Consider the following 23,957-nt stretch of genomic DNA (forward strand, 5'->3'; position numbering starts at 1 on the left):
TTTTGTCCGCTGCAGCTCGACATCTGTCGAGTCCTGAAGCGTCAGGTGTCGCCTCCTGTCCGTTCGTGCGGGACGCTTCCAAGGCAGTACTGTTGGCCCATGCAGCAGCAGGGTGTGGAACAGCTCGTCGAGCAGGTGGCGCAGAAGCTGGGCCGTGGCCTGTCGCTCGAGGACCTGGACGGGCTGCTGCTTGCCTACAGCTCCAACCAGTCCCATGCCGACCGGGTGCGGGTGAACTTCCTCCTGAGCAAGAAGGTCCCGGCGGACGTGAGCGCATGGCAGCTATCGCACGGGATTGCCACCGCCGTGCGGCCCGTCGTGGTCCCGGCCAACCCGGACCTGGGCATGCTGGGCCGGGTCTGCGTTCCGTTGATGGTCCGGGGCTTCCGGGTTGGGTACCTGTGGGTGCAGCAGGATTCGGCGGAGGAAAGCCCGACGGCGATCCTCACCCAGCTGCCCGGCGTCAACCATGAGCTGGAGCTGCTCTCCGGCCTCCTGCTCGATTCAAACACCGCCGAATCCGAATTCCGACGCAGCCGTGAGCGTGAGTTCCTGCTGGCATGCTCCGGAGAACCCAACGCGGTGGCAGCGGTGGCCGGCTGGAAGGAAGTCCAGGGCCGGGGGCCGTGGCAGATGGTTACGGTACTCGATGCCGACGGCTGGGCCAGCGGCCCGGACCCCATCGCGTCCACCCTGATCCACCGCTCCACTGCGCTCCAGGCAACGGTGGGCATGGATGCCGCCCTCTTCAGTGCCGGCACGGAGACCCATTCCGTGGTGCTGTTCCGCGAATCGACCGGCCGCGCCAACCATGCCCAGGTCCTGGTGCACTACCAGCTGGAGCTGGCCAAGCGCTCCGGCCGCCCGGTCCACCGGATCATCCTGGGCATCAGCGAGGGATTCGCCAAGACCAGGCAGCTCGCCGAGGCATACCGGCAGTCGCGGGTGGCGGCCCAGGCGGCGGCGGTGGATCCGCAGCTGGGCGAGCTGGTGGATTGCCGGTCCACTGGCGTGTACCAGCTGCTCGCATCGGCCGGGGGAGGAGTGGGGGCCTGGGCGGACTCCGGCTCGGTGTACTTCCGGATGCTTGAGGACCACGACCGCAACGGCGAGCTCATCCCGGTGCTGGAACTGCTCTACGACAACGACGGATCAGTCCAGGACGTGGCCGGCAAGCTCCACCTGCACCGGAGCAGCATCTACAACAGGCTCGGCCGGATCCGCCAACTGCTGGGCGTGGACCCCTTGAAGGGCCTTCCCCGGCTGGAACTGCACGCCGCGCTCAAGATGCGACGATGGGCGGCGCGGCCCAGGATCTGATCGCGGCTGCCACCTCCCGCGGGCGCAGGTGTTGTGCCACGTGCCCAGCCCTGGAAATCTCTACGAAGCTTCCCTGCGGTACCACCTGCGAGAGCCGGAGCGACCAGTCGGCACCGGCCACCTGGTCATGGTTGCCGCGCAGCACCAGGACGGGAACGTTGACGCCAGCCAGCCGTGCTTCGGTGGGGTAGGACATCATGACGGGGAGCTCGGTGAAGTACCAGCGGGGGCCGCAGCGGAAGTAGTCCGAGAAGACCAGCCAGTTGGAGGACAAGTTTTCGCGGAGGAGCGCATCAAGGAACAGGGCCAGGCCCTGCCGCCGGACGCTGCGGTGCCGTGAGTCAACCACGGGACCCATCAACACCACCCGTTGTGCCTGCCCCGGGGCGTAGAGCGCCGCCTCGATGGCGAACTGCACGCCCATGGAATGACCCACCAGGATGTACGAGCTGATACCGCTTGCCTTCAGCGCCTGCGCGATGAAGGCGCCGTAGTCCGCTACGGACAATTGCCTGCCCGGCTTGGGGGTTGCGGCAAATCCTGGAAGGTCCAGCGAGTATGTAGGGGCGACGGCGGCAAGCTCACCGTGCAGCCGGCGCAGGTAGCGGTGCGAAACACCGATGCCGTGGATCAGGATGTAGGCGGGTGCTGCCGGGCCCGCCGCAGCAGCCGGACCCGGGGCAGGGGTACCGTCTGCCCAGAGAATGCGCCCCCTGAAACCGTTCGCTTCCACGTCGGCCGAGCGAAGCGCAACCTCTTTCCGGCTGCGCACCCACGCCGATGGGGTCCGCACTATTCCCCCGTGCCGGCGTCGTGCCCGGCGTCCCTGCCCTGCTTGCGCTTCTGTTCCGCAAGCTTCTGCTTGTCGAGCCAGGCCATGATGTCGGCCGTCCGGATGCGGCGGTGTGAGCCGCGGTATTCCACCGGGATCTCGCCGCGGTCCGTCATGTTGCGCAGGTAGGTGTGCGAGATCCCTGCCAGCTCGGCTGCCTGTGAGGTGGTCAGCATCTCCTCGACGCTGCCCACGGTCACCGTCTCGCCACGGCCCAGCCTGGCGAGGAGGTCCACGACGGCGTCCCGCGCCTGTCCGGGCAGGCGGTGGACGGTGCCGTCCACGAACACGGTGATGTCATTGCTGTCCTCGAGGGCGCGTGCAAGGCTGCGCGCGTCGCCGGCGGGCAGGCCGGCCGTGACGCGGGGGGCTATCAGTGCCATGCACGTAGCCTATCCCGGCCGCGGCCGGCACGCCGGAGCCGTGGAGGAGGCGTCAGAGGCCCAGCTCTTCGAGGACCGGCAGCTTCTCCCGAACCCAGGCCCGTGCCTCGGTGGCGCTCGGCGCGGACAGGGCCAGCTTGGCCAGTTCCTGCGCCTCGGACAGGGTGACTGTCTTCAGGACCGCTGCCACGGCGGCCAGCGAGCGGGCGGTCATGGACAGGGTGGTGACGCCAAGCCCGGTGAGGACGACGGCGAGGGCGGGATCGGCGGCGGCCTCGCCACAGACGCCCACGGGTTTGTTGTGGCCTTCCGCGCGGGAGCCTTCGACGGTCAGTCCAACGAGGCGAAGCACCGCGGGTTGCCACGGGGTGTTCAGGTTGGCCAGCGGGCCGAGCTGGCGGTCGGCGGCCATGGCGTACTGCGTAAGGTCGTTGGTGCCCAGGCTGGCGAAGCCGACTTCACGAAGGATGGCTTCCGCGGTGAGGGCCGCGGACGGGACCTCCACCATCACGCCCGGCGTCTTGATGCCGGCGTCAGCGCACATGGAAGCGAAGCGGGCAGCCTCTTCCGCGGTGGAGATCATGGGGGCCATGACCCAGACGTCGGCCTCGGACTGCTGCTGGGCCAGGGCGATGGCCTCCAGCTGCCGGTCCAGCACGCCGGGGGTGGTGAAGTCGGTGCGGTAGCCGCGGACGCCCAGGGCAGGGTTGGGCTCGGTGGAGTCGGTCAGGAAGGGCAGCGGCTTGTCGGCGCCGGCGTCCAGCGTCCGCAGCACCACCTTCTTGCCGGGGAAGGCGTCGAACACGCTCTTATAGGCTGCGGCCTGTTCCTCGACGCTGGGTTCGGTGTCCCGTTCCAGGAAGCAGAATTCGGTGCGGAAGAGCCCCACGCCCTGGGCTCCCAGCTTGGCGGCCGCTTCGGCGTCCTTGCCGCCGCCCACATTGGCCAGCAGCGGCACTTCGTGGCCGTCCGCCGTCGCGCCCGTACCGGTGAATTCGGCCAGGAGGGATGCCGTGGCAGCCCACGCTTCCGCAGTTGCGCGGAGGGTCTGGTCCGGTTCCGCAGTGATGCTGCCGGCCGCGCCGTCCACATACACCTCGGTGCCGTCCGGCAGTTCGTCAACGCCGACGGCGGCCACCACGGCCGGCAGGCCGAGGGAGCGGGCGATGATGGCGGTGTGCGACTGCGGGCCGCCGCCCGCGGTGACCAGGGCCAGGACCTTGTTGGGGTCAAGCGTGGCGGTGTCCGCTGGGGCCAGGTCCTCTGCCACCAGGACGAACGGGGTGTTGGAAGCGGGAATGCCGGGTGCGGGCACGCCCCGCAGCTCGGCCACGATCCGGGCGCGCACGTCCAGGACATCGGTGGCGCGTTCGGCCATGTAACCGCCCAGGTTGTGCAGCATTTCCGATACGGAGGAGCCGGATTCCCAGATGGCTCGTTCGGCAGAAACGCCCCTGGCCACCAGCTTGGCCGCCCCCTTGATCAGCATGGTGTCCTTGGCCATCAGGGCAGTCGCCTCCAGGACGGCCTTGCCGTCACCGGTGGCGTGGGCGGCACGGTCCTTCAGTTCGTCGTGCACGGCCTGAGCCGCTGCCTTCAGCGCCGCGGTGGCTTCCTCGGCAGTGGTGTCCGGGGCCAGCTGTTCACCGGCGGGAGGCTCGCTGATCGGCTTGGGCATCTGCCGGATGGCGCCGATGACGCGGCCTGGGCTGACGCCTACTCCTGGGAAGTTCTGCACTGAAGGTCCTCATTCTCTGCCGGTAGACAGGCCCGCCAAGTGCTCCGGCGCCGTGCCGGGTCCGGCCGGAGGACTGCTACGTCCAGGGGCAGGAAACGTGCCTGAAAAAATTGTATGTGATTCAGTTCATATAGCAACGCTATAGGTGCTAGGGTAGCGGTTATGAGTTTGGATGGCCAGCTTCCCCCCAAAATGCGACTGCTTCGTGCTGCCGCTGAACTGCTGGCAAATTCCGCGGGAGCTCCGGTTTCCACCCGCCAGATCACCCAGCTGGCGGGGGTTTCGGCTCCCACGCTGTACCACCACTTCGGTGACAAGGAAGGTCTGTTCGACGCCGTCGTCGCCGCAGGGTTTGAAGAATATGTCGCGGGCGAAAGGGATTTCGCCCCCTCCGGACAGCCCCTTGAGGACATCCGGAGAATGTGGGACAACCACGTCCAGTTCGGCCTGAACCAGCCCGAGCTGTACCTGGTGATGTTCGGCAATATCCGCCCGGAAAGCCGGCCGGCCATTGTGGCCGATGCCGAAGCGCTGATGGAGGACATGCTGAACAAGGCAGCGGCGGCGGGCCAGCTGAACGTCCAGCCCAGGGAAGCGGCCAGGTCCATCCTGGCGGCCAACGTGGGCGTGACTCTCATGCTGATTGCGGAACCCGCCACCGAACGCAACCTCGAACTGTCCACCATGACCCGGGACGCCATGATCTTTGCGGTGTCCGCCGAGCCCGCCAGCGGCCCGGCCCCGGGCGGCACCGGAAAGTCCTCGGTAGTGGTGGCAGCGATTGCCCTGAACGCCGCACTTCAGGCTTCGCACTCTGACCAGCTTTCCAGCTCGGAACTCAAGCTCTTCCTCGAGTGGCTCCACCGGATCTCCACCAGCCCGGCAGGTTAGCCCCACAAACCGGTAATACCCAGCAGTACGTCGTCGTAATCATCGGACCATCCTGCGGAGCAGCAGGAATGACGGTTAGGAAATCACATGGCAACAGAGACAGTTGCAAAACCCCGCACCAGCGCGCGCGTGCACGTCCAAAAGTTCGGGACATTCCTGTCCGGCATGATCATGCCCAACATTGGGGCGTTCATCGCCTGGGGCATCATCACCGCCCTCTTCATCGAGAAGGGGTGGCTGCCCGTTCCGCAACTGGGTGGTTTCGGTGAGACCGACGGGAAGCCGAACATCGGCCTGGTGGGTCCCATGATCACCTACCTCCTGCCGCTGCTGATCGGCTACACCGGCGGCAAGATGGTCTACGACGTCCGCGGCGGCGTGGTGGGGGCCATCGGCACCATGGGCGTGATCGTCGGTGCCGGCATCCCGATGTTCATCGGCGCCATGATCATGGGCCCCCTGGGCGGCTGGACCATGAAGAAGATCGACTCGATCTGGGACGGCAAGATCCGCCCCGGCTTCGAGATGCTGGTCAACAACTTCTCCGCCGGCATCTGGGGTGCCCTGTTGGCATTGCTGGGGTTCTACGGCATATCGCCCCTGGTTACCGCCTTCAGCACCGCCGCGGGCAACTTTGTCCAGTTCCTGGTGCACAACGGCCTCCTGCCGCTGACCAGCATCTTCATCGAACCGGCCAAGGTCCTGTTCCTCAACAACGCCATCAACCACGGCGTGCTCACGCCGCTGGGCGTGCAGCAGTCGCTTGAGCAGGGCAAGTCCATCCTCTTCCTTCTGGAAGCCAACCCCGGCCCCGGCCTGGGCCTCCTGCTCGCGTACACATTCTTTGGCCGCGGCGCCGCCAAGGCATCGGCTCCCGGCGCTGCCATCATCCAGTTCCTTGGTGGCATCCACGAGATCTACTTCCCGTACGTCCTGATGCGTCCGCTGCTGATCCTGGGTACCATCGCGGGCGGCATGACCGGCATCGCCACCCTTGCGGTCACCAACTCCGGCCTGGTGGCGCCTGCTGCCCCAGGGTCCATCTTCGCCGTGCTGGCGCAGACCTCCCGCGACAGCTACTTCGGGGTGATCCTGTCCGTGGTGCTCGCCGCGGCAGTCTCCTTCCTGGTGTCCTCGGTGATCCTGAAGACCACCAAGCACAGCGATGAGGCGGACCTCGGCGACGCCACCGCCCGCATGGAGGAGATGAAGGGCAAGAAGAGCTCTGTGTCCTCCCACCTGACCGGTGCCGGTGCCGGAACCGCTGCCGGCGCAGCGGCGGGCCGCGGCGGAGTGGGCGTGCTGGCTGGTCCCGTGCGGAACATCGTGTTCGCGTGCGACGCCGGCATGGGCTCCAGTGCCATGGGCGCCTCGGTGCTGCGGAACAAGATCAAGGCGGCCGGCTTCCCGGACGTCAAGGTCACCAACGCCTCCATCGCCAACCTCAGCGACACTTACGACGTGGTGGTCACCCACCAGGACCTGACCGAACGCGCCAAGCCTGTCACCTCCAGCGCCATGCACTACTCGGTGGATAACTTCATGAACAGCCCCCGCTATGACGAGATCGTTGACCTGGTCCGGGAGAGCAACACCGAAGGTGCTGCGGCCACCGAGGGGCCGGACGCGGGAGCGGGTACGCCCGGCGGTGCCTCCGCTTCAGGGCCCGCAATGGCGGCGGCGGCCGGCGCCGGCACCACCCACGGTGCCCACGCCGCCGACGCCCCGGTCGACGCAGCCCCTGCTGCCGATGCCTCCGCCAATGGCTCCGGTGACATCCTGGCCCGCGAGAGCGTGGTTCTGACCGGTTCGGCCACCACCCGCGACGCCGCCATCGACGAGGCCGGCCGGTTGCTCCTGGCCCGCGGTGCCGTGGACGAGGGCTATATTGCCGCAATGCACGAACGCGAGGAATCGGTGTCCACCTACATGGGCAGCTTCCTGGCCATCCCGCACGGCACCAACGCTGCCAAGGACCACATCCGCAAGTCGGCAGTGTCCGTCATCCGCTACCCGGAAGGCATCGACTGGAACGGCAAGCAGGTCAAGTTCGTGGTGGGCGTGGCAGGCATCAACAATGAGCACCTGCACATCCTGTCCTCCATTGCCAAGGTCTTCACCAACAAGGAGCAGGTGGCCCGCCTGGAGGCCGCCACCTCCGAAGACGAAGTCCTGGACCTCTTCGGAAAGGTCAACGCATAGTGAAGGCAGTACATTTTGGTGCCGGCAACATCGGACGCGGCTTCGTGGGCCTGCTCCTGCATGATGCCGGGTATGAAGTGGTGTTCGCTGACGTCGCCGAGGAGCTGATCAACCGGCTCAAAGACGCCGACAGCTACGCGGTGCACGAGGTGGGGGAGAACCCCGCCGTGCGCACCGTGGACAACTTCCGTGCCCTGAACTCCAACGCCCAGGAAGCGGAACTGGTCCAGGAGATCTCGACGGCGGACATCGTCACCACCGCGGTGGGTCCGCACATCCTGAAGTTCGTGGCGCCGGTGATCGCCAAGGGCATCGTTGCGCGGGAGCCGGGCCTGGCGCCGCTGCAGGTAATGGCCTGCGAGAACGCCATCAATGCCACGGACATCCTGGCCAAGGAGGTGGCCTCCCAGCCGGGCGTCACCGCCGCAGTGCTGGACGGCAAGGCGGTGTTCGCCAACACGGCCGTGGACCGGATCGTGCCCAACCAGGAGGCCGGGCAGGGCCTGGACGTCACCGTGGAGACCTTCTACGAGTGGGTCATCGACCGCACCGCCTTTGGTGATTCCGCCCCCGTGATCCCCGGTGCCGCGTTCGTGGATGACCTTTCGCCCTACATCGAGCGGAAGCTGTTCACCGTCAACACCGGGCACGCCTCTGCTGCGTACTTCGGATTCGAAGCGGGCCTGGAGAAGATCTCCGACGCCATGGCCGACCAGGACGTGGCCGAGGACGTGCGCGCGGTGCTGGAGGAAACCAAGCAGCTGCTGGTGGCCAAGCACGGGTTCAGCAACGACGAACAGGAGGCTTATGTCCAGAAAATCCTGGTCAGGTTCTCCAACCCGTACCTGCCGGACACGGTCAACCGGGTGGGCCGGGCTCCGCTGCGGAAGCTAAGCCGGCACGAACGGTTCATCGGCCCTGCCGCGGAACTTGCCGAACGGGGCGTCGTGCCCGAGGCCCTGCTGGGTGCGATCGCGGCCGCGCTGAGGTTCAACGATCCCGCCGATGCGGAAGCCACCGAACTGGCGGGCATCCTGGGATCCGCCAGCCCCGCCGACGCCACAGCCAGGATCACGGGGCTTGAACCGGAGCACCCGCTATTCAACGCCGTGGCCACCCTCGTGGAGGAGCGGCAGGCGGAGCTGGCCCGCACCCCCGCCTGACCTGGTCCGCCTTCCGGACTAACCGACGTACTGCGTAAACCACGACGCCGGCACTTTCAAAAGTGCCGGCGTCGTGGTTTTTGCTGTGCCAAGCTGGGCGGGTGACTTCCAAACAAGCTGCTGCTTTGTTCACTGCCGGCGTCGACGGCGGGACGTTCCGCCTCCGCCACGCCACCCGCGCGGACCTGCCGGCCCTGGTCCACTTACTGGCGGATGACGCACTGGGCGCCGGCCGCGAAACCGCCAGGGACATGGAACCGTACGAGCGGGCTTTCGACGCGATCGAGGCCGATCCCGCCCACCTGCTGGCGGTGGGGGAGCTGGTGCCGCCGGGCGCGGAGGCGGGACCTGTTGTTGCCACCTTCCAGCTGAGCTTCCTCCCCGGCATCTCCCGGCAGGGAGCCTGGCGCTCTCAGCTTGAGGGCGTCCGGGTGGCGGCGTCCCTTCGCGGGCAGGGCATCGGCAAGCTGATGGTGGGATGGGCCGTCCAGGAGTCCCGGAACCACGGTTGCCGGCTGATGCAGCTGACCACCCACAAGAGCCGCACGGCAGCCCACCGGTTCTACGAGCAGCTGGGCTTCGAGGCCAGCCATGTCGGCATGAAGCTGGAACTCTAACTCCTTGACCGTTAGGGTGCCTAAATGTTAGGCTACCTAACGATGAATACGAACGATGCCCAGCTGCAGGAGCTTGCCAGCGGGTTCCGCGAAGCCCTCCGCCACAGTATCTACCTGGTTCGGCGCCTCGACGCCGACGGTGAACTCAGCGCCGCCCAGCTCAGCACCCTCAAGATGATGCTTGGGGACGGCCAGCGGGTCGGTGAGATTGCCCGGAACCTCGGAGTCCGCGTGCCCAGTGCCACCGAACAGATCATCAAGCTTGAGCGCGCAGGCCTGGCCCGCCGCGAGCCGGACCCGGCGGACTCCCGTGCGGTCCGCGTGATCCTGACTGAGGAAGGCCGCGCCGCCGTCGACTCCGCCAACAAGCGCCGCAACCAGGTGATGGCCGAAATCCTCAGCACCCTCACCGACCAGGACCGCAAAGCCCTGGCCGAGGCCCTGCCGGTCATCGACAAGATCAACGCATCGCTCCAGAACTGAACCGATTAGTACGAAACTTAGGAGTACCCTCCATGGACGGCCAGCTCGCAGAATCCCTGCAAGCACCAGAATCAACCCTGCAGGCTGAAAAAGCCTCATTCCTGAAGCAGCCAAAGGCAGTCTGGGCCACCGCCCTGGCTGCAGTGTTCGCCTTCATGGGCATCGGCCTGGTGGACCCCATCCTCCCCGCCATTGCCACCAACCTGAACGCCACCCCCAGCCAGGTGTCCCTGCTGTTCACCAGCTACTTCCTGGTCACGGCGCTGGCCATGCTGATCACGGGATTCGTCTCCTCCCGGATCGGCGGCAAGAAGACGCTGCTGATCGGCCTGGCCGTCATCGTCGTCTTCTCCTCGCTCTCCGGCCTGTCCGCCAGCGTCAGTGAACTGGTTGGCTTCCGCGCCGGTTGGGGGCTGGGCAACGCCCTGTTCGTCGCCACCGCGCTCGCCGTGATCGTCGGCGTGGCCAGCGGCGGCGCCGGCACCGCCATCATCCTCTACGAAGCCGCCCTGGGCCTGGGCATCTCCCTCGGCCCGCTCCTCGGCGCCCTCCTGGGCGGCTGGCAGTGGCGCGCACCGTTCTTCGGCACCGCAGTCCTGATGGCCGCCGCCTTCATCGCGCTGATCACCCTGCTGCCCAAGACGCCGCTGCCCGAACGCAAGGTGCGGCTGCGCGACCCCCTGCTGGCGCTGGGCCACAAGGGACTGCGCACCACGGCGGCAAGCGGCTTGTTCTACAATTACGGCTTCTTCACCATCCTGGCTTTCACCCCGTTCATCCTGGGCATGAACGCCTACGGAATCGGCGGTGTCTTCTTCGGCTGGGGCGTGGCCGTGGCCGTGTTCTCCGTCTTCGTGGCACCGCCCCTGCAGAACCGCTTCGGCGCCGTCAAAGTCCTGACCGGAACGCTGTTCCTGCTCATGCTGGACCTGGCGGGGCTGGGACTGGCGGCCGGGCACTCGGTTCCTGCCGTCGTCGTCCTGGTCATCGTTGCCGGTGCGCTGCTGGGCGTCAACAACACCATCTACACCGAACTGGCCATGGGTGTCTCCGATTCGCCCCGGCCCGTGGCGTCCTCCGGCTACAACTTTGTCCGCTGGATGGGCGGCGCCCTGGCACCGTTCCTGGCGGCGCAGCTCGGTGAACACTTCGGCCCGCAGGTTCCGTTCTTCGCCGGCGCCCTGGCTATGGTGATCGCCATCGCCATCGCGTTCGGCGGGCGCAAGTACCTGTCCTCACACGAACCGCACGTCGTCTAGGCACAGCTGATCAAACAACAAACCCTCCATCACGCCATGTGGTGGAGGGTTTGTTGTTTTCCTGTGCAAGGTGGTGGGGCGTTACTTGGCCTTGGCCGACCCCTTCGGTACGAACAGGGTCTCCGCCTGCTCCAGGGACATGCCGTTGGTCTCCGGCACCTTGAACATGACGAAGAAGAAGGACGCTGCCGCGAACAGGGCGTACATGGCGTACGTCAGCGGCAAGGACGCGGCTGCCATGACGGGGAAGCTAAGGGTGATCACGAAGTTGGCCACCCACTGCGCCGCGGCGGCCAGGCCCAGGGCGCGGGCACGGATCCTGGACGGGAAGATCTCGCCCAGGAGAACCCATACCAGCGGGCCCCAGGAAGCGCCGAAGCTGATCACGAAGATGTTGGCGGCCACCAGGGCAACGGGACCCCAGGCGCCCGGCAGGGTGATGTCCTCGCCGCTGCCGGTTGCGGAGGAGAACGCCAGCGCCATGGCCCCCAGGGACACGGCCATGCCAACGGACCCGGTCAGGAGGATGGGGCGGCGGCCAACGCGGTCCACCAGGGCAATGGCCACCAGGGTGACCAGGATGTTGGTGACCGAGGTTGCCACCGAGATGGCCAGGGAGTCCTTCTCCTGGAAGCCGACAGCCTTCCACAGGGTGGTGGAGTAGTAGAAGATCACGTTGATGCCCACGAACTGCTGCAGCACGGAGAGAATGATGCCCACCCAGACTACGGCCTGCAGGCCCAGGGTCTTGCCGCGCAGGGAGCCTTTCTGGCCGGCCAGCTTGTCCTCTTCGATGGCCTCCTGGATGTCGCGGATGTGCCGGTCGGTGTCCTCGGCCGGGGCAATGGAGGCGAACACCTTCCGGGCCTCGTCCTCCTTGCCCTTGAATACCAGGAACCGCGGGGACTCGGGCAGGGTGAAGGCAATCCAGCCGTAGACGACGGCGGGCACCGCGGCGGCAAGGAACATCCAGCGCCACGCTTCAATGCCCAGCCAGAAGTTCTGGTCCGCACCGCCGGCGGTGGTGGCCAGGACCGCGTCCGAGAGCAGGGCGGCGAAGATGCCGGTGGTGATGGCCAGTTGCTGCAGCGAGGCAAGGCGGCCGCGGACCTTCCGGGGTGAAATCTCGGAGATGTAGGCGGGGGCGATGACCGAGGCCAGGCCGATGCCCAGCCCGCCCACCAGGCGCCAGAACACCAGGTCCCACACGCCGAAGGCGAAGCCGGTCCCCAGGGCGCTGACCAGGAAGAGGAGCGCGCCCAGCTTCATCGCGGGGATGCGGCCATGGCGGTCCGCCACCCTGCCGGCCAGGAAAGCGCCCGCCGCGCAGCCCAGCAGGGCGACGGCCACGGCGAAGCCGGTCACGGCCTCGGACAGCGCGAATTCTTCCTTCAGGGCGTCCACGGCACCGTTGACCACGGACGAGTCGAACCCGAAGAGGAATCCGCCCACCGCCCCCGCAAGCGCCAGCCAGATCACCCGCCGCGGTATCCTGGTATTGGTCTGCTCCTGTGCAGTGGGCATGGTTCTCCCTGGGTTCTGGAATGGGTGGAAGCGGTGCGGACGTCGTCGGCTGCAGAACCGGTTACGTCGCCGGTGCGCTTCCGCAAGTGTTCCATGCCATGGCTCCTCGATCCACTTGGGGGGGGGCTGCCCGGGCGCGGTGCTGCGCACCTTAAAAGAAGACGACGACGGCGGGCCGTGCCGCCGTCGTCGTCTGGTCTTTGCGCCGCCCCGCTAGTGTGCCGGGATCTGCATGTTGTCCTTGTCCTGCGCGGAGGGGTTCTGGTCTGTCAGTTTCTTCCGCGGCAGGGCGAAGCTGATGAGGAACGCCAGGCCGGTCAGCGCCGCGGCCGTCAGCATCACCGTGTCGATGGACGTGGCGAATCCTTCGGTGATGGGGCGGGTCAGCGTGCTGTTGGCGGTGTGCAGCCAGCTGGTGTCGTTGAGCGAGTCGTTGGAGGCGCCGTTCTTGAAGAAGTCGTACAGCTTGGCGTTTGCCGGATCGGAAGCGACGGCCGGGTCCTTGAGGACGGCCAGGTAGGCGGCGTCGCTGGCGGCGGCCTTCATTCCTTCGGCGATCCTGTCAGCGGCCAGGCTGAACAGCATGGAGATGAAGACGGCGGTTCCCACGGCGCCGCCCATGGAGCGGAAGAAGGCCGCGGAGGAAGTTCCGACGCCCATGTCCCGCGGCGGAACCGAGGTCTGCATGGCCAGGGTGAGCGGCTGCATGCAGAAGCCCAGGCCCACGCCGAAGAACACCGCAATGAGGCCGGGAACCCAGAGCTCGGTGTCAACTTTCAGGACGGAGCCCATCACCAGGGCGGCGGCGGTCAGGATGCCGGTGCCCATGATGGGGAAGATCCGGAACGTGCCCGAGGCTGAGATGGTGCGGCCGGCCGTGATGGAGCCGAAGAGGATGCCGATGGTGAAAGTGATCATCATCAGGCCGGCCTCGGTGGGGGTGAGGCCCTTGACCAGTTGCAGGTACATGGGGAGCATGGCGATGGCGCCGAACATGCCGATGCCGATGATGAAGTTCAGCAGCGAGGACAGCCCGAACGTGATGTTGTGGAAGAGCCGCAGCGGGATCAGGGCGTAGTCCCCCGCGCGCTTCTCGGCGAGCAGGAACCACGCGATGCCCAGCACGCCCACTCCGTAGCAGACGAACGAATTGGTGGAAGTCCAGCCCCAGGAGCGGCCCTGTTCGGCCACCAGCAGGAGCGGGACGATGGCCACGGTGATGGCAGCGGCGCCCCAGTAGTCGATCTTCTGCTTGAGGTGCCTGGCCGGCAGGTGCAGGAACAGGAACACCACCACCAGGGCGGCCAGGCCGATGGGCACGTTGATGAAGAAGACCCAGCGCCAGCCGTCGAAGCCAAGGATGTTGGCGGAGCCGGCAAAGGTGCCGCCCACCACGGGACCCAGGACCGAGGAGATGCCGAAGACGGACATGAAGTAGCCCTGGTACTTGGCGCGGTCCTTGAGGGAGACGATGTCCCCGATGATGGTCAGCGCCAGGGCCAGCAGGCCGCCGGCACCCAGGCCCTGGATGCCGCGGGCAACGGCAAGCTCGGTCATCGAGTGCACGGACCCGGCGTAGATGGAGCCCGCCAGGAAGACGGCGATCGCGGTCAGGTACAGCGGGCGGCGGCCAAAGATGTCGCTTAGCTTGCCGTAGAGCGGGGTGCTGACGGTGGAGGTGATCAGGTACGCGGTAGTGGCCCATGCCTGCAGGGAGAGCCCGTCCAGGTCATTGGCAATGGTGTAAATCGACGTGGAGACGATGGTCTGGTCAAGCGATGCCAGGAACATGCCCAGCATCAGGCCCACCATTACAGTGACGATCTGGCGTTGCGTCAGGGCTTCTCCGGCGGCGGGCGCGGCCGTGGATTTGGACATGGGTGCTCCAAGGGAAAGAAAAGGATATAAGCAGCGATAGTTGCTTTCAGTAACTATCTTACCTGCTCTTTCTATTCCCCGCCTTGGAGATTTTTCGCTTTACGCTTCGACGAGGATGCCGTCCGGATCGCACCAGACGGTGGCTCCGGGACGGAAGGTCACGCCGTCGATCACTACGTCCACGTCCACCTCGCCGGCACCGGCCTTCAGGCTCTTCCGCGGGTTGCTGCCCAGCGCCTTGACGCCCAGGTCCAGCTGCCCGATCGCCACCCGGTCCCGGATGGCCCCATTGATGACGACGCCGGCCCAGCCGTTCGCCACCGCGCTTTCGGCGATCATGTCCCCCATCAGCGCCGTGCCCAGCGAGCCGCCGCCGTCCACCACCAGCACGGCCCCGTTGCCCGGAGAGTTGAGCGTCGACTTCACCAGCGCATTGTCCTGGAAACAGCGGATGGTCCGGACCGGGCCGCTGAAGTGCGAACGGCCACCCAGCGACTGGAACTGCAGGGAGACGGACGCCAGTTCGTCGCCGCGCTGGTCGTAAAGGTCCGCCGTATTAACCGCAGAAGCTTCTGCCGGCGTGGGTGCGCTCATCTGGTTCTCCTCTATCCGTTGGGGCAGCTTGGGCACCACGATAGTCTGATCGCACCGCCAACCGGCTGCACCAGGGGGAGCCAAGCCAATGAGTCTGTCCAACACGCCTGTGCCGGCACATGGCACCTCCGCAGGCGAAAGCACGACGGCGGCGCTCGCCGAGCCGGTGCACAAGGTCACCGCCCGCTGGGTCACCGGCCTGGTGCTGGTGAACGTGGGCATCAATGCGGCCTTCTTCGGCCCTATCAACGTGTTCATCGGCCAGCAGGCAATCACCATCGACGCCCCCGGCAAGGAGGCCATCCTCTCGCTGGTCACGGCCTGCGGTGCGGCTGTCTCCCTGGTGGCAAATCCGCTTTTCGGCGCGCTCTCGGACCGGACCACGTCCCGCTTCGGCCGCCGGTCCCCGTGGGTGCTGGCCGGAGCGGTGCTGGCCACCGCCGCGCTGGTGGCCATGTCCTTCTCCGGCGCCGTGGCGCTGATGGTGCTGTTCTGGTGCCTGGTGCAGCTCGGCGCAAACGCCGCCTACGCTGCCATTACCGCCGCTGTGCCGGACCGGGTGCCGGTGGTCCAGCGCGGGGGAGTGGGCGGCCTTGCCGCTATGGGCCAAACGCTCGGAATCCTCACCGGGGCCGTCTTCGGTGCGGGGGTGTCGGGCAACTTCATGGTGGGCTACTGGCTGTGCGCCGGGGCGCTGCTGCTGTCCGTGCTGCCATACCTGTTCCATCGGAACGACCCCGCACTGCCCAAGGACACCGCTGGGCCCTTCGGGCTTGGCGCGTTCCTCCGCGGCTTCTGGATCAGTCCCCGGCGCTACCCGGACTTCGCGTGGGCATGGCTGACCCGTTTCCTGGTGAACGTCGGCAACCAGTTGACCATCGTCTACCTGCTCTTCTTCCTGCGGGACGTGATCGGCCACGAGGATCCGGCCGCCGGCGTGCTGGTCCTGACGGGGATCTATGCCGTGATGGTGATGATCACCGCAGTGCTGGCGGGACCGTGGAGCGACCGGATGGGGCGGCGAAAACCCTTCGTTATCGGTTCCTCCGCCACCATTGCCATGGCCGGTGCCATCATGGCGTTCTTCCCTGTGTGGCCGGGAGCCCTTGCCGGCGCCGCCGTGCTGGGCATCGGTTTCGGCGCGTACCTGGCCGTGGACTTCGCTTTGCTCACGCAGGTCCTGCCGTTCCCCGTCAGCCGCGGCAAGGACATGGGGGTGATCAACGTGGCCAATTCCCTGCCGCAGGTGGTCGCGCCGGCGCTGGCGCTGCTGGCCGTAACCTACGGGGGCGGCTACCGGACGCTGTTCCTCACAGCGGCCGTCATTGGGCTGCTGGGCGCCGTCTTCGTGGTGAAAATCAAGGGCGTCAACTGACCCTGGGGGGACCGATAGTAAGGGTGGCTGACGAATTAGGGCACGGACCTGTGCCGTATAGTTGAACCGGCTGCAGGGCGGTACGGAAGTGGGGGCGCTCCTGGCCGCAGTCGCTAAAACACAACCCCGGAATGCTGATGCCCGAGACTTTTTCAGACCATCCGCCCATGGCCGCCCGGCCTTCCGCTCCACGCCAGCGCCTCCGCTACGCACGGATCCTCGATACGGCTGCAGGGTTTGCCCGCACGGGACTGGATGCCGTGGAACTAGCCCAGGTGGCAGAAAAAGCGGACGTGCCGCTGGGCACCCTGTACCGCTACTTTCCGTCGCCAACGCACCTGATGCTGGCGCTGTACCGGCAGCAGCTGGATGAGCTGCAGGCCGGGACCCGCAATTCCTCCCCGCGCTTCCGGGGGCGTGCGCTCTCCGGCCTGCTGATGGAGATCTTCCACATGCGCGTCATGCAGCCCGCGGTGGAGCAGTGCCTGAGCCGTGGCGTCTACCTTCCTGAAAAGGACACCACAGACCTCCTGTGCGAGATCGACGCGCTCAGTGAGAAGCTCGTCACCGCTGCCTGCGGTGACGCCGTGGGGGCGAGGGTCCTCCTGCTGACCGTCACTGGTCTGGTCCAGTCCGTGCGGAACCGCCGGCTTTCCCTCTTTGAGGCCGAGGAAGACCTCAAGAAGGCCTGCGGCCGGCTCTCTCCTGAGGCGGACTCGAGGTTCACAGTGACGAAATCCGCGTAACTGGCCTAGACCAATACCCGCTTAAATACGCCATAATAGGGTGATCTGGATCACAACGTTGCCCTGTTGACCGCATGATCCCGGGAAATGGCTGTTGTGAGCCGCCAAATGGTGGTTCCTCCGTTGCCTAGCATGGAGGCACAGGAGCGGCAGGGCGGAAACATCCCCGGCGTTCCCGCGGACCCGCCACCCCTGGGTTTCCTGTCGCACTACTTTCCCTGCTTGGGCCCGGCCGGGCCCAAGCCCCACGTGCCGTGCGCCCACGGCGAGCACCAGGAGACAACGACGTGTCCATTGACGCAATCACTGCCATTGACGATTCCGCAACCGCCCCGCTGACCGAGGACGAGATCTTCGAAGCCCACCGGGGCGGCAAGCTGTCCATCAGCACCACAGCCCCGCTGTCCAACAAGCGTGACCTGTCCATCGCCTACACCCCGGGTGTTGCCGAAGTCAGCCGCGCCATCCACGCCAAGCCGGAACTGGCCCGCACCCTGACCTGGGCCGAGCGCCTGGTGGTCGTGGTCAGCGACGGCACCGCCGTCCTGGGCCTTGGAAACATCGGCCCCAGCGCCTCGCTGCCCGTCATGGAGGGCAAGTCCGCCCTGTTCAAGACTTTCGGCGACCTGGACTCCATCCCGCTGGTCCTCAACACCACCGACGTCGACGAGATCGTGGAGACCCTGGTCCGCCTTCGCCCCAGCTTCGGGGCCGTCAACCTCGAGGACATCTCCGCCCCGCGCTGCTTCGAGCTGGAGGAAAAGCTGATCGAGGCCCTGGACTGCCCGGTCATGCACGACGACCAGCACGGAACCGCCGTCGTGGCCCTCGCCGCCCTGACCAACGCCGCCAAGGTCACCGGCCGCGGGCTGGAAGGGCTGAAGGTGGTGGTGTCCGGCGCAGGCGCGGCAGGCATCGCCGTCGCCGAAATCCTGCTCGCAGCCGGCATCAGCGACGTTGTCCTCTTGGACTCGCGCGGCGTCATCAACAGCAGCCGCCCGGACCTGGCAGCAGATTCCACAAGCAAGAAGGCAGACATCGCCGGCCGCAGCAACCCCCGTGGCATCACCGGCGGCCCGGCCGAGGCACTGGCCGGAGCAGACGTCTTCATCGGCGTCTCCTCCTCCAAGCTGGACGAGGCACACCTGGCAACGATGAACCAGGACGCCATCGTGTTCGCGCTGTCCAACCCGGACCCGGAAGTCCTGCCGGAGGTGGCCGTGAAGTACGCCGCCGTCGTGGCCACCGGCCGCAGCGATTTTCCCAACCAGATCAACAACGTCCTGGCATTCCCCGGCATCTTCCGCGGAGCCCTGGATGCCGGCGCCCGCCGCATCACGCCTGCCATGAAGCTTGCTGCGGCGCGTGCCATCGCCGAGCTGGCGGCCGAGGACCTTTCGGCTGACTACATCGTGCCCAGCCCGCTGGACCCGCGCGTTGCCCCGGCCGTGACCGCCGCCGTCGCCGTGACGGTGGAAGCAGGGTAAGGCTTCTTCCTGCAGAAACCACTACGGCGGTGCCTCCTGCGCGAAAGGAGGCACCGCCGTCGTGGCTTAGGAAGCTCGGTGTTAAGCGGCCCCTAGACTGGGGACCATGACCTCCGAGACCGTCGTGACCATCCTGTGCGGCCTGGCAATCCTGGTGGGGGTGGCGGGCACCATCATCCCCGTCCTGCCCGGAAGTGTCCTGATTGGCGTCAGCCTGCTGGCCTGGGCCATCTGGGGCGGCGCCGGGACAGCCGGTTGGGTGGTCTTCGCGGTGGCCATGATCTTCGTCGCCGCGGGGATGACTGCCGGGGCTGTCCTCACGGGGAGGAAGCTGAAGCAGCACGCCATTCCCAGCCGCAGCGTCGTGGTGGCCCTGGTGGCGGCCGTGGTGGGAATGTTCATCATCCCGGTCGTAGGGCTCTTCGTGGGCTTCGCCGCCGGCCTGCTGCTCAGCGAGTTCCTCCGGACCCGCAACTTCTCGACGGCGGCGAGGTCCAGCTGGGCGGCGCTCAAGGCCACTGGCCTTGGCATGCTCGCCGAATTCGGGCTCGCCTGCCTTGCAGCCAGCACCTGGGTTATCGGGGTGTGGATAGCCGCCGCCAACGGCTGAGCCTACAGTCCCAGTCCGCCGAGCTTGTCGCCCAGGCCGCCCGGAAGCTTGTCCCCCAAGCCGCCGGGAAGCTTCGACAGCAGGTCGGCCGGATTGATGCCCAGCTTGGACAGCAGGCCCGCATGCTGCTCGGTGTCCACCTGGTCCGGCAGCTCGGACTCCGCCTGCGAGGCCTTGTCCTGGTCTCCCTGGGACCGCAGGAGTTCGAGGATCTGGTTTTTGTCGATCTGCATGGAGTTCTCCTTACTGGATGATTACTAAGGGTGCTTACTACCTTTCCTGAAAATACTGCGTGGGACAAGGCCCCGTCACTAAGCAAGGTCCACTGTGTCCGGGCTTCGGGGGCCGCGCCAGCCGAAAGCTTCCCGCGGCTAGCATGGAAGGATGAGCTCCGGGGATACTGCACCGATCTACTGGGACAGCCGCGACCTCACTCCTTTCGGGCAGGCCCAACTGCGCACTCCGGTCCATGACCTCGCCGGGGGAGTAGGCGGCCTGCTCACCGGGGTCCTGGGCGGACGCAATCCGGCCCTGCTGTCCATCGACGGTGAGGTGCCGCGGCTCAAGCGGCTGCTGCCCAAGCCGGCCAAGGCGATCCATGAGGCTGTCTTCACCAGCCGGGAACCGGAGCGCCTGATCACCTTGGCGCGCGCCTACCCGGGATGGGCCGGGCTCTGCTACCTGATGGCGGGACTGCTGGTGTACAAGCACGGCGGTTACCTGCGCGCCTCCGAGCTCCTCCAGCGCGGACTCACCACCAGGAACGACGACGAAGCGAACCGCTACTCCTCCACCTACCTCACCCGCATCGTCACCAGGATCGAACTCGCCGAGCGGGTGGAGATTCCCGTCCTGTTCAGCGAGGAATCGGTGTTCCTGGCCCTGGCTCATTCGTTGCGCGAGACGGGCCGCACTGAAGCTGCGCTCGACGCACTGGCCGGGCTGCCGCCGTCGCTCCCCATGGCCCTGGCGCGCTGCTCGCTGGCCCTCACTCTGGGTCGGAGCCGTACCGTCATTGACTGGACCGAGGGGCTGCTGAACGCGGACGACCTGTCGGCAGCCCTGCTGCTGGTCCGGGCGCGTGCCTTGCGCCGGGAGGGCCGGTTCGATGCTGCGCACCAGGCGATCGCCGAAGTCCTTCGCCGCCGCAAAACGCACCTGGCGCTCCGCAACGACGCGCTCACGGACAGGGCGATGTTGGTACTGGAATCGAGCCGCCGGTCCCTGAACCCGCGTGACTGGGGGCGCCGGCGCGCGGACCCGGAACCGCAGCGGGAGCTTGAGGCGCCGGTACCCATCCGGAAGGACGAGGAAATGCGGCGGATCTGGGAGCAGGACTGGAAGGAACTCAGCGGGGACTAGGAATTCCGCTGTGAAGCACGCCGGGCCGGGACCTAAGGCCGCCCGGCCAGGAACGGCAGCACCTGCTCACCGAGCAGCACCGCCCCCAGCGCCACCATGATGATGCCGCTGGCCAAGGTCACCGCCCGCGCTGCACCGGGCCTGCTCTGCAGCAGGGTGCGTGAAAGCAGGGCCACTACCGTGTACACCAGGCCGGCCAGCGCCACGAACGTCATGCCCAGCAGCCCCGACTGCACCGGCACAGGCAGGGAGGCGTCGGCGCTGACGAACTGCGGAATGAGGGCTACGTAGAAGAGCAGGCCCTTGGGGTTGATCCCACTGGTACCCATGCCCTGCAGGAAGGTGCGCAGCTGGGTGCCCGAGCCGCCGTCGGCATCCGCACTGAAGCTGGCGCCCCGCCAGGACCGGAGGGTGCCCACACCGAGCCACAACAGGTACGCTGCTCCGGCCAAAGTGATCCAGCCCAGGACGCCGGGCATGCCGGCCAGCACCGCGGCGAGCCCGGCCACCAGCAGGGCCGTGTGGAGGACGTAACCGCCGCAGAGTCCGGCAACTGCGGGGACGAAGCTGCGCTGACGGAGCCCTGCGGAAATGGTGTAGGCCCAGTCCACTCCCGGGGTGCAGGCAAGCGCTGCGGCCACCACCAAGAAGGCCAGGAACAGCTGCGGATTCATGGGTTTCTCCTGTCGAAGGGCTCTCAGGAGCAACCATAGGGAGAATCGCGCCAAAAGTGCTTTCCCTTTTTCGCCCGGCTCACGCCTCAGGCAGTATGTTTATTGCGTGATGGATGAGATCGACCGAAGTATTTTGCGCCACCTCCAGGAGGATGGGCGGATGACTGCCACGGCGCTGGCTTCAAAGGTGGGCCTGACGGTGGCGCCGTGCCACCGGCGGCTGCGGGACCTGGAGCAGTCGGGCGTGATCCGCGGGTACAAGGCGGATGTTGACCCTGCTGCCGTAGGCCTGGGATTTGAGGCAATCGTGTTTGTCACGCTGCGCCAGGTGGACAGGTCCACCATGGAGGTCTTCGAGAACCGGGTGGCGGAGAATCCCAACATTATCGAGGCGCAGCGGCTCTTCGGATCCCCGGACTATCTGCTGAAAATCATCGCGGAAGACCTGCCGGCCTACCAGCGCTTTTACGATACGGAGCTCACGTCCCTGCCCGGGGTGGAGCGGCTGACCTCAACCCTGGTCATGAAAAACCTGAAATCCAACGCCGGGCCGCCGGTGTAGGCTCAGCGCTCCGGCCCATCCTCAAGGAGTCCGGTGGTGCGGTACGGGATGACTTCGCGCAGGAACATGCTGGTGGAGGTCCGGACGATGCCGGGGCACAGGCGGATTTCCTCGGAGACGCGGTAAAGGTCGTCAGGGCTCTTGGCCACCACCCGGATCAGCAGGTCGGTGTCCCCGGCCGGTGCATGGCATTCCAGGACTTCGGGAATTTTGCGCAGGGCGGCGATGGCCTCGTTGAGATGGCTCTGGTCCAGCTCCGCGCTGACAGCTGCGGCAACGCCCCGGCCCAGGGCCGAGGGCAGTACGCGGCTGCTGTTGGGCCGCAGCGCGCCCGACGCCGTCATCCGCTCCATTCGCGACTGCACCGTTCCGCGTGCCAGGCCCAGTTTCTGGGCCAGCACCATGATGGGGACGCGCGGGTCCTCATCCAGGGCATTCAGGATGCGCTTGTCCGTGGCGTCCAGTTCCTGCAAATTGACCACTCCCTGCCTGCTTCAGCCGCAGGAAGTGATCAGATTGACTAATCCAGCGCCTGCTTGTTGTTCCAACTGTAGAAGGCCTGCTGGAATAGTGGCAACAAGGGCAAAGGCTACCGCTGGTCCCCGCAGGCTACAGTTTCCCGGCACACCACCCGGCACTCTGGACACCGCTTCCCGCAAGGAGGCCGCCGCTGATTGAGGCTTGTTCACACCACGCTCATTCTGCAAACACGGCAAGAGCCCCTGAGCTACCGACGTAGCGGATTTCCGTAGTCATCGGTAGCTGAGGGGCTCTTGTGTTCTTCCGTCTAGGGTTGGCTTATGACCTCGGCCGGCCGCTTTGCCCCCAGCCCCTCCGGTGAACTGCACGTGGGAAACCTGCGGACAGCTATTCTTGCGTGGCTCTTCGCCCGTTCCACGGGGCGCAGGTTCCTCCTGCGGGTGGAGGACCTGGACCGCGCCCGGGCAGGAGCTGAAGCCGTGCAGCTGCGCGACCTGGCCGCCATCGGCGTGACGTGGGACGGGGACGTCGTCCGGCAGACAGATCGGGGAAACCTGTATGCCAAGGCGATCACCCGGCTGGAGGAAGCCGGCCTGACCTACGAGTGCTTCTGCACCCGCCGCGAAATCCAGGAGGCGCCGTCGGCCCCGCATGCCCCTCAAGGCGCCTACCCCGGCACATGCCGCAACCTGGACCCGGCGGAGCTGGAGTACAAGCGGTCCACGCGCCCTGCGGCCATCCGGTTGCGGGCGGACGTAACGGAATACAAAGTGCAGGATGTCCTCCGTGGCGACTACACGGGAGCTGTGGACGACTTCGTGCTGCGCCGCAACGACGGTGTGACGGCGTACAACCTTGCGGCGGTGGTGGACGATGCCGCGCAAGGCATAGACCAGGTGGTCCGCGGCGATGACCTGCTTTCCTCCACTCCCCGGCAGGCCTATCTCGCCTCCCTCCTAAGTATTCCGGTACCGGAATATGCGCATGTGCCGTTGGTGGTGAACCACGACGGCGCCAGGCTGGCCAAGCGCGACGGCGCAGTGACGCTGGCGGACCTCGCAGGAGCGGGCGTCCCGGTCGAGGAGGTGCGGGACCGGCTGCTGGCTTCGCTGGGGTTGCCGCCGGGGAACCTTAACCACGCCCTGGGCGCGTTTGACCCGGCACGCTTGCCCAGCGAGCCTTGGGTCTGGCCCGGGAGTTGACTATTCCGGTGCGGGTTTCCGGTCCAAGACAGCCATGAACTCCTCCGCAAACCGCCGCACCCCGTCCCACTCCGTGTAGATGTAGTCACGCCCGGTGTCCGTGTCCGCACTGCCTTGGCTGCTGACGATCTTCTTCATCATCATCCGCTTCAGGAACCCGTACTCCGTGTACAAGAGCGCGCCGCCGAACAGCGCCACCTTTGCTGGGTGCCAGCCCGTTGCGTGCTCGAACTCCGACACGTACTTCTGTGCCTCTTCCGGATCGGCGTGCGCCGAGAGGCTGACGGAAAACAGGGCGGCCGGCATGTGCTCCAGGGCGTCCCGGTTCCTGCGGACGAAATCCGCTACGAACCCCTCGTGCTTTCCTGCGTGGATGGAAGCGCCGACGATGACGCCGTCGAAGCCCTCCGGCAGGTCATGGGCCGCGTGCTTCAAATCCAGCGTGGCGGCCTCGTGGCCGTGCGCTTGCAGCACATCGGAGATGTACTCGGCGATACGGGCGGTTTGGCCCTCGGTGGTCCCGTAGGGGATCAGAATCTTTGCCATGGCCACTACTCTGGTGTTCCGCCAGGACA

At 66.6% G+C, this 23,957-nt stretch carries 24 protein-coding genes; 14 read left to right on the forward strand and 10 right to left on the reverse strand.

The genetic code is table 11. From position 1 onward, the window contains the following. The first annotated feature begins 99 nt into the window (after positions 1-99). Positions 100-1,320, forward strand: a complete 1,221-nt coding sequence (locus FBY30_RS07020) for a PucR family transcriptional regulator (RefSeq protein ID WP_142132218.1) — start codon at positions 100-102, stop codon at positions 1,318-1,320. Here FBY30_RS07020 and FBY30_RS07025 read toward each other — a convergent pair. The 3 genes from FBY30_RS07025 to ptsP are packed head-to-tail and all read right to left on the reverse strand — an operon-like array spanning position 1,283 to position 4,273. Further along, complete coding sequence (locus FBY30_RS07025; protein WP_235009368.1) at positions 1,283-2,113, reverse strand: alpha/beta fold hydrolase; 831 nt, start codon at positions 2,111-2,113, stop codon at positions 1,283-1,285. The two genes, FBY30_RS07020 and FBY30_RS07025, sit on opposite strands and share 38 nt — an antisense overlap. After that, complete coding sequence (locus FBY30_RS07030) at positions 2,113-2,535, reverse strand: helix-turn-helix domain-containing protein (RefSeq protein ID WP_142132219.1); 423 nt, start codon at positions 2,533-2,535, stop codon at positions 2,113-2,115. The genes FBY30_RS07025 and FBY30_RS07030 overlap by 1 nt, the downstream gene beginning before the upstream one ends. 52 nt (positions 2,536-2,587) lie before the next feature. Beyond that, entirely contained in the window at positions 2,588-4,273 is a 1,686-nt protein-coding gene (ptsP, locus tag FBY30_RS07035; RefSeq protein ID WP_142132220.1) for a phosphoenolpyruvate--protein phosphotransferase, read from the reverse strand. A 162-nt stretch (positions 4,274-4,435) separates the two neighbouring features. Between ptsP and FBY30_RS07040 the strand changes: the two genes are divergently transcribed. The 6 genes from FBY30_RS07040 to FBY30_RS07065 all read left to right on the forward strand — a co-directional run bounded on the left by FBY30_RS07040 (position 4,436) and on the right by FBY30_RS07065 (position 10,888). Further along, positions 4,436-5,164, forward strand: coding sequence for a TetR/AcrR family transcriptional regulator (locus tag FBY30_RS07040; RefSeq protein ID WP_142132221.1), 729 nt, complete (start codon positions 4,436-4,438; stop codon positions 5,162-5,164). An 87-nt stretch (positions 5,165-5,251) separates the two neighbouring features. Next, a complete protein-coding gene (locus tag FBY30_RS07045) occupies positions 5,252-7,366 on the forward strand; it encodes a PTS mannitol transporter subunit IICBA (protein ID WP_142132222.1) in 2,115 nt (704 codons plus the stop codon). Continuing rightward, on the forward strand, positions 7,366-8,529 hold the full coding sequence (locus tag FBY30_RS07050) for a mannitol-1-phosphate 5-dehydrogenase (RefSeq protein ID WP_142132223.1): 1,164 nt from the start codon (positions 7,366-7,368) through the stop codon (positions 8,527-8,529). Before FBY30_RS07045 ends, FBY30_RS07050 begins: the two co-directional genes overlap by 1 nt. Positions 8,530-8,654: 125 nt before the next feature. Beyond that, positions 8,655-9,146 (forward strand): GNAT family N-acetyltransferase, encoded by a 492-nt coding sequence (locus FBY30_RS07055; protein WP_200830752.1) that lies wholly within the window; start codon positions 8,655-8,657, stop codon positions 9,144-9,146. A gap of 42 nt (positions 9,147-9,188) precedes the next feature. After that, positions 9,189-9,629, forward strand: a complete 441-nt coding sequence (locus tag FBY30_RS07060) for a MarR family winged helix-turn-helix transcriptional regulator (RefSeq protein WP_142132225.1) — start codon at positions 9,189-9,191, stop codon at positions 9,627-9,629. A 32-nt stretch (positions 9,630-9,661) separates the two neighbouring features. Beyond that, positions 9,662-10,888 (forward strand): MFS transporter, encoded by a 1,227-nt coding sequence (locus tag FBY30_RS07065; RefSeq protein ID WP_142132226.1) that lies wholly within the window; start codon positions 9,662-9,664, stop codon positions 10,886-10,888. 81 nt (positions 10,889-10,969) lie between these two features. Here the strand turns inward: FBY30_RS07065 and FBY30_RS07070 are convergent, their stop codons facing one another. The 3 genes from FBY30_RS07070 to rraA all read right to left on the reverse strand — a co-directional run bounded on the left by FBY30_RS07070 (position 10,970) and on the right by rraA (position 14,884). After that, on the reverse strand, positions 10,970-12,412 hold the full coding sequence (locus FBY30_RS07070) for a sugar porter family MFS transporter (RefSeq protein ID WP_142132227.1): 1,443 nt from the start codon (positions 12,410-12,412) through the stop codon (positions 10,970-10,972). A gap of 213 nt (positions 12,413-12,625) precedes the next feature. Then, positions 12,626-14,290, reverse strand: coding sequence for an MDR family MFS transporter (locus tag FBY30_RS07075; RefSeq protein ID WP_142132228.1), 1,665 nt, complete (start codon positions 14,288-14,290; stop codon positions 12,626-12,628). Positions 14,291-14,389: 99 nt separating this feature from the next. After that, entirely contained in the window at positions 14,390-14,884 is a 495-nt protein-coding gene (gene rraA / locus FBY30_RS07080; protein WP_142132229.1) for a ribonuclease E activity regulator RraA, read from the reverse strand. An 88-nt stretch (positions 14,885-14,972) separates the two neighbouring features. Here rraA and FBY30_RS07085 point away from each other — a divergent pair, with 88 nt between their 5' ends. The 4 genes from FBY30_RS07085 (at position 14,973) to FBY30_RS07100 (ending at position 19,102) form a co-directional block, all read left to right on the forward strand. Continuing rightward, positions 14,973-16,259 carry an MFS transporter gene (locus FBY30_RS07085; protein WP_142132230.1) on the forward strand — a complete coding sequence of 429 codons (1,287 nt, stop codon included), beginning with the start codon at positions 14,973-14,975 and terminating at the stop codon, positions 16,257-16,259. A 137-nt stretch (positions 16,260-16,396) separates the two neighbouring features. Further along, positions 16,397-17,005 carry a TetR/AcrR family transcriptional regulator gene (locus FBY30_RS07090; RefSeq protein ID WP_142132231.1) on the forward strand — a complete coding sequence of 203 codons (609 nt, stop codon included), beginning with the start codon at positions 16,397-16,399 and terminating at the stop codon, positions 17,003-17,005. A gap of 287 nt (positions 17,006-17,292) precedes the next feature. Then, positions 17,293-18,492, forward strand: coding sequence for an NAD(P)-dependent malic enzyme (locus FBY30_RS07095; RefSeq protein ID WP_142132232.1), 1,200 nt, complete (start codon positions 17,293-17,295; stop codon positions 18,490-18,492). 106 nt (positions 18,493-18,598) lie between these two features. Continuing rightward, positions 18,599-19,102, forward strand: a complete 504-nt coding sequence (locus FBY30_RS07100; RefSeq protein WP_142132233.1) for a DUF456 domain-containing protein — start codon at positions 18,599-18,601, stop codon at positions 19,100-19,102. A 2-nt stretch (positions 19,103-19,104) separates the two neighbouring features. On the opposite strand, the gene FBY30_RS07105 is transcribed toward FBY30_RS07100, so the two are convergent. Then, complete coding sequence (locus FBY30_RS07105; protein ID WP_142132234.1) at positions 19,105-19,335, reverse strand: hypothetical protein; 231 nt, start codon at positions 19,333-19,335, stop codon at positions 19,105-19,107. Between the two features lie 151 nt (positions 19,336-19,486). Between FBY30_RS07105 and FBY30_RS07110 the strand changes: the two genes are divergently transcribed. Further along, on the forward strand, positions 19,487-20,464 hold the full coding sequence (locus FBY30_RS07110) for a hypothetical protein (protein ID WP_142132235.1): 978 nt from the start codon (positions 19,487-19,489) through the stop codon (positions 20,462-20,464). A 32-nt stretch (positions 20,465-20,496) separates the two neighbouring features. On the opposite strand, the gene FBY30_RS07115 is transcribed toward FBY30_RS07110, so the two are convergent. After that, complete coding sequence (locus FBY30_RS07115; RefSeq protein WP_142132236.1) at positions 20,497-21,138, reverse strand: LysE family translocator; 642 nt, start codon at positions 21,136-21,138, stop codon at positions 20,497-20,499. A 106-nt stretch (positions 21,139-21,244) separates the two neighbouring features. Here FBY30_RS07115 and FBY30_RS07120 point away from each other — a divergent pair, with 106 nt between their 5' ends. Then, complete coding sequence (locus FBY30_RS07120; protein ID WP_142132237.1) at positions 21,245-21,700, forward strand: Lrp/AsnC family transcriptional regulator; 456 nt, start codon at positions 21,245-21,247, stop codon at positions 21,698-21,700. Between the two features lie 2 nt (positions 21,701-21,702). Here the strand turns inward: FBY30_RS07120 and FBY30_RS07125 are convergent, their stop codons facing one another. Then, entirely contained in the window at positions 21,703-22,173 is a 471-nt protein-coding gene (locus FBY30_RS07125; RefSeq protein ID WP_200830753.1) for an Lrp/AsnC family transcriptional regulator, read from the reverse strand. A 327-nt stretch (positions 22,174-22,500) separates the two neighbouring features. Between FBY30_RS07125 and gluQRS the strand changes: the two genes are divergently transcribed. Beyond that, complete coding sequence (gene gluQRS, locus FBY30_RS07130; RefSeq protein ID WP_142132239.1) at positions 22,501-23,382, forward strand: tRNA glutamyl-Q(34) synthetase GluQRS; 882 nt, start codon at positions 22,501-22,503, stop codon at positions 23,380-23,382. On the opposite strand, the gene FBY30_RS07135 is transcribed toward gluQRS, so the two are convergent. Continuing rightward, a complete protein-coding gene (locus FBY30_RS07135; protein WP_142132240.1) occupies positions 23,383-23,928 on the reverse strand; it encodes a flavodoxin domain-containing protein in 546 nt (181 codons plus the stop codon). It lies immediately after the preceding gene. Between the last annotated feature and the right edge of the window lie 29 nt (positions 23,929-23,957).

This window comes from Arthrobacter sp. SLBN-83, assembly GCF_006715285.1.
In the GTDB taxonomy this organism is placed as follows: Bacteria; Actinomycetota; Actinomycetes; order Actinomycetales; family Micrococcaceae; genus Arthrobacter.